The organism is Fluviicola sp. (assembly GCF_030151805.1).
In the GTDB taxonomy this organism is placed as follows: domain Bacteria; phylum Bacteroidota; class Bacteroidia; order Flavobacteriales_D; family Crocinitomicaceae; genus Fluviicola.
On the sequence record NZ_JASLCN010000502.1, the window covers coordinates 1 to 5,157 of the forward strand.

Sequence of the window (5,157 nt, forward strand, 5' to 3'; positions counted from 1 at the left end):
AGCGGCTTCAATTACAACATCTAAAGGAAAAGTTGTTGAGTTGAAGCAATTGATTATTCTACACGAATGGGCTTATCAATTCTCTCAAGTAATAGATTGGAACTTTGTGAATGCAGATGCTAAAAATAAAGACGAATTTGGACAATTACTAAATTCAATTAATGAACTTGAAAAAGCCGACAAGTATTTATATGGGAAAATATATATTGAAAATATTCCAGAATATCTAGACAAAGAATTTTCGCTTAATCAGTGGATTAAAGACAGAAGCGACACTTTATATGCAGCCGAGAATAGCTATGATGAATTTAAAACAAAATTAGGTGTATCTAATCAGGTTTTGACAGGACTTAAAAAAAGAAAAGGTGAAGCGGATAAAAGTTTAAACGACGTAATAGATATTTTATCTACAAGATTTGATGAAAAATTTACAAAATTTATTGTTGCAAGCCGAAAAGATGATTTCCAAAAATATTCTAACTCTACTTCTGTTTGGCTATCAATGAATCATATTGATAGATTTGATGCAAATCAAAAGGCAATCGAAAAGTTTGAAAGTTATCTTAAAAAATTGAAAGAACATGTGGACAAATTCACAAAGAAAGAATGTGATAAAAATAATGTGTGCTTTCAATACTATGAAGATTCTGATATTAAATTGGACTGGAAATTTCAAAAAATGAAATCATTTAGTTATGAATATCAGAAATTAGAGAGCAATGGAAGTGAAGTTGCACAAAGCAGTATTAAAAATGACTTTACTGTAGGCAAAAAATTAGGACTATATCCTTTTGTTTCTACAGGAGTTTTTTACACCGGTTTTTCTTATCCTAATTATACAATTTCAACAGATAATGGAATTAATACTGTTGGAGAAGCAACTGATTCTAAAGTTTACGTGCGCCCTGCCTTATTTCTAAACTTTTTAGTCACAGGTAAATTAAATCCTGTCTATCCCTTCTTACAAATTGGAGTCAGTACAGGCAAAAACGATGCTATTTTCCCCGTTGGTGGAGGAATTACACTTGGTAAATCTTTTTCAATATCTGGTGGAGCTATGGTGGGTTATCGAAAGGATTTAAAGACTTTAAATGTGGGAGATGTTGTGAAAGACGAAACTGCATTAGAAAATAATTTAATATACAAAGGCTTTGTTTCCTGGTATTTTTCAATCAATTACAACATAGGTAAAAAATAAAAGCCATGAGAAAAATAATTTTCCTTTCTATCGCATGTATTTATAACATATATGTGTTTTCTCAAAATGACTTTGGATATGGTTTAAAACTTCCAACAGAGGAGCAAATAAAGAGTGTTCCTTACACTCCTGGCTTTAGTTTACCATCAAGTATTGTGTTACCATCTAAAGTTGACCTATCCGATAAAATGCCACCAATTGGGAATCAAGGATATCAAGGTTCTTGTACTGCTTTTGCTGTTGCTTATGCCGCAAAATCTTATCAGGAAAAAAGACAACATAACTGGCTTTTTATTGAAAATGAAATTATCCGAAACGATAGAATATGTAGCCCTTCATTTATTTTTAATATTGTAAAATTTAGGAATCAAAATTATAATTGTTTAGAAGGTATCTGGTTTTGGGAGGCCTTTGAAATGTTAAACACAACCGGAACATCTTTTTTATCTGCCTTTCCCTATGATGAACAAGACTGTAGCGCCCAACCAAGTCCAACTGTTATTCAAAACGCAACAATAAATAAGATCTCTACATACAAATCTCTAAGTTTTCAAAATTTAGATGAAGTAAAATATAATCTGTTCGTAGGTAATCCTATAATTATTGGCTTTAACAATTGTGATTATTTCCAACCCGATGGTTTTGATGCGTATAGACGAGGAATAAACTATACTTATGTCCCAAAAGGCCTTTTGAATCCTAAGAATTATCATGCAATGGTATGTGTTGGGTACAATGAGCAAACACAATCCTTTAAAATCATGAATTCTTGGGGAAATAATTGGGGTAATTCGGGTTACTTTAATGTTTCTTATAAATTATTCAGTTCTTTAGTTGCAGAGGCTTATACAATAAATGACGCATGGTCTCCAGGCACATTTGTATCCGTAACAACAAAAGAAACCGAAACCACTAAGTCTTTTACATCAAATTCATTGTATTCATCTTGGTTTAAAGAAGGATATTATAGAGAATTTAAACGTTTAAGAATAGGGTTAACGGCATTAAGTCCAAAAGATAGTTCTGCAACAGTCATTTTTACTGACTTACAAAAAAATGAAATAATCAACACAATTAGGTACAGAATCAACACTCCTCAAACTTTTTATTATGAGGATCAGAGAATAACTTTTACGTTACTTGATATTGCAAAAGCTGGTCGTAATCCTTTAACAAAGGCTGCATATTTTGATTTAAGTATTGACAACTCTATAGATACAGACACAAAAGAAAAAATTGATAAAATCAACATTCTTAAGGAGCAAAAAAATCTATACGACAAGTTGATGCAACAACAGAATCAGTTTTTGGAGAAAAATGATTAGATTTCAATTATAATGATTACTGAAATAAAGCTTCTGGGTGATTAATCGCGCGCTCTAAAATGCCTATTCAATGTTTTGATTATTAATGAATTGCTGTTTTGCATGAAAAAATAGCTTCACTCTTTTTTCTATGGTTATTTTAACTAAATTCACACAGTCTTTGACTTAAGATTAATGAAACCATACTATTTTAACGTTTACCCACACTATTCATGGCAGAAATTCAAATCCCCGAACTGGTAATCACCTATTTTGAGAGAACGGGTTCAAAGAATAAAATTCGTCAATTAATATCACCAAAATCGACAGTTTCATTCTCCTTTATAACAAGCAGTAGAAGTTATTCCATCATAGAAATAAACGGAATCCAAATTTGCATTACACCAAACAAAAACTTGGATGTATCGAGTTACGATTATGCTTTACTTTCGGATAAAAGAGCAACGCAAGATGCTCTGGAGAACAACCAAGTTGTTTTGAAAAAGTGGCTGAAGCATCCCCAAAGGAGAAATTACACAACTGAGGAAATTACAAACTCATGGGCTGACAATTTTAATTTCTTAGAAGAAGACATTACAGAAGACAGAAATGGATTAAGAGAACCACAAATAGCAGCTTTGTATTCTATTTTGAGCCATCTGAAGATCTCCGAAGAGATAGGTAATGTCGTAATGCCAACCGGGACGGGTAAAACCGAAACTATGCTATCCACTTTGATTGCAGGAAGATTGAATAAAGTCCTTATTACGGTCCCATCGGATGCGCTAAGAACGCAAATTGCTTCTAAGTTCTTCAAACTTGGATTACTTAAGGAATTTGGAATTGTAAACCAAGAAGCTATAAATCCTAGGGTTGGTATTCTCTATCAAAACTTTGGTGATGAAACTCATTTATTAGATTTCATTGAAAAAAGCAATGTAGTAATAACTACGATGAATATCTTGTCAAATATTCCTCCATCAACTTTAGCGCAATTAAATGATAAATTCAGTAATATTTTCATTGATGAAGCACATCATACAGAAGCGAATTCATGGAAATTAGTAAGAAGCGTATTTGATAATAAGAAAATACTTCAATTCACCGCTACACCTTTTCGGAATGATACTAAAAGACTTGATGGAAAAATTATTTTCAATTTCAGTTTGAAAAAAGCTCAGGAGCAAGGATATTTTAAACCTATCAACTTTACCCCCATAAGAGAGTATGATTTAAAAAAGGGAGACAGAATAATAGCTGAAAAGGCAATTGAGAAATTGAGAGAAGATCTGTCTGCCGGGTATAATCATATCCTGATGGCAAGATGCGTAGACAAAACTAGAGCTGAAGAAGTATTTGAATTGTATCGAAACTATACTGATTTGAATCCGGTGATGATTCATTCTTCAATAACTGGAAAAAAAGAAATATTGGAACGAATAGTTAACGGTGATCATAAAATCATTGTTGCAGTCAATATGCTTGGTGAAGGTTTTGATTTGCCTCAACTCAAAATCGCAGCCTTTCATGATATTAGAAGAAGTTTGCCAATCACATTACAATTCGCTGGTAGATTCACAAGAACATCTATCGATGACAATCTTGGAAACGCAACATTTATTGCAAATTTAGCTGATGCAGATACCGAAAAAGAATTGAGTGAATTGTACGCCCAGGATTCTGATTGGAACTTATTACTTTCAACGCTTAGTGAAGAGCAGATTGGAGAGCAAATTGATTTTAATGAATTCATTCAGGGTTTCCAACACATCGAAAACTCAAAAATTCCTTTCCAAAATATCAGGTTTGCTTTAAGCACAATAGTCTACAAAAACTTAAATCCGGACAACGGTTTCGACCTTCTGAATTTTAAAGCTGGGATTTCAAAATACGATGAATTAGAATACAAATTTCACGATTACAATACTGCTCAGAATACTGTAGTAATCATAACTGCGTCGAAAACAGAGGTAGAATGGGTAAATTATAAAGAGGTATTTGGTTTAAACTGGCAATTGATTGTTCTTTACTACAATGAGGACCAAAATCTTCTTTTCATTCACAGTTCGGATAAGAAAAGTATGTACGGAGAGTTGGCTAATTCAATTTTGAATGGGAATACGGCATTAGTAAAGGAGCTTCCAATATTCAAATCATTCTATGGAGTAAATCGTGTTTCATTGCAGAATGTTGGTCTAAAGGAATTTTTAAACCGAAAGATCAGATTCACAATGAGAGTCGGAACCGATATTCAAGATGCACTTTCAATAGCTGAACAACAGCGTGGCGAAAAGGCATTCGTGTTTGGATCCGGATACGAGGACGGAAATAAGATAACTTTGGGTTGTTCATATAAAGGCAGAGTTTGGAGTTATATGCGTGGAGATTTGAGGGGCTTTATTAGCTGGTGTAAAAACTTAGGTGAGAAATTAATAAATGACACGATAGATCCTAATCAGGTACTTAGAGATACGTTAATTCCAGAAATCATAGCCGCAATCCCACAAATTTTTCCAACCCACATTGATTGGGACGATAATTTCTACGATTATCCTGAAGCTAAAATCCATATTAATATCAATGGAAATTTCAATTCAGCTAACTGTTCCATTGAGATTATTAATGCAAGTAATAATGGCGAGATCGAATTTCAAA

At 32.9% G+C, this 5,157-nt stretch carries 3 protein-coding genes; all 3 read left to right on the forward strand.

What is annotated here, in order from left to right:
* Window positions 1-1,198, forward strand: a 1,198-nt coding sequence (locus tag Q1V93_RS19010) for a hypothetical protein (RefSeq protein WP_300667006.1), incomplete at its 5' end; no start/stop codon positions are given.
* Between the two features lie 5 nt (window positions 1,199-1,203).
* Window positions 1,204-2,523, forward strand: a complete 1,320-nt coding sequence (locus Q1V93_RS19015) for a C1 family peptidase (protein WP_300667008.1) — start codon at window positions 1,204-1,206, stop codon at window positions 2,521-2,523.
* 212 nt (window positions 2,524-2,735) lie between these two features.
* The coding region (locus tag Q1V93_RS19020) for a DEAD/DEAH box helicase family protein (RefSeq protein WP_300667010.1) at window positions 2,736-5,157 on the forward strand (2,422 nt) is incomplete at its 3' end.

What these genes read in the sequence shown, in the direction of transcription:
- Q1V93_RS19015 (WP_300667008.1), top strand. Translation starts at nt 1,204, where the DNA reads ATGAGAAAAATAATTTTCCTTTCTATCGCATGTATTTATAACATATAT.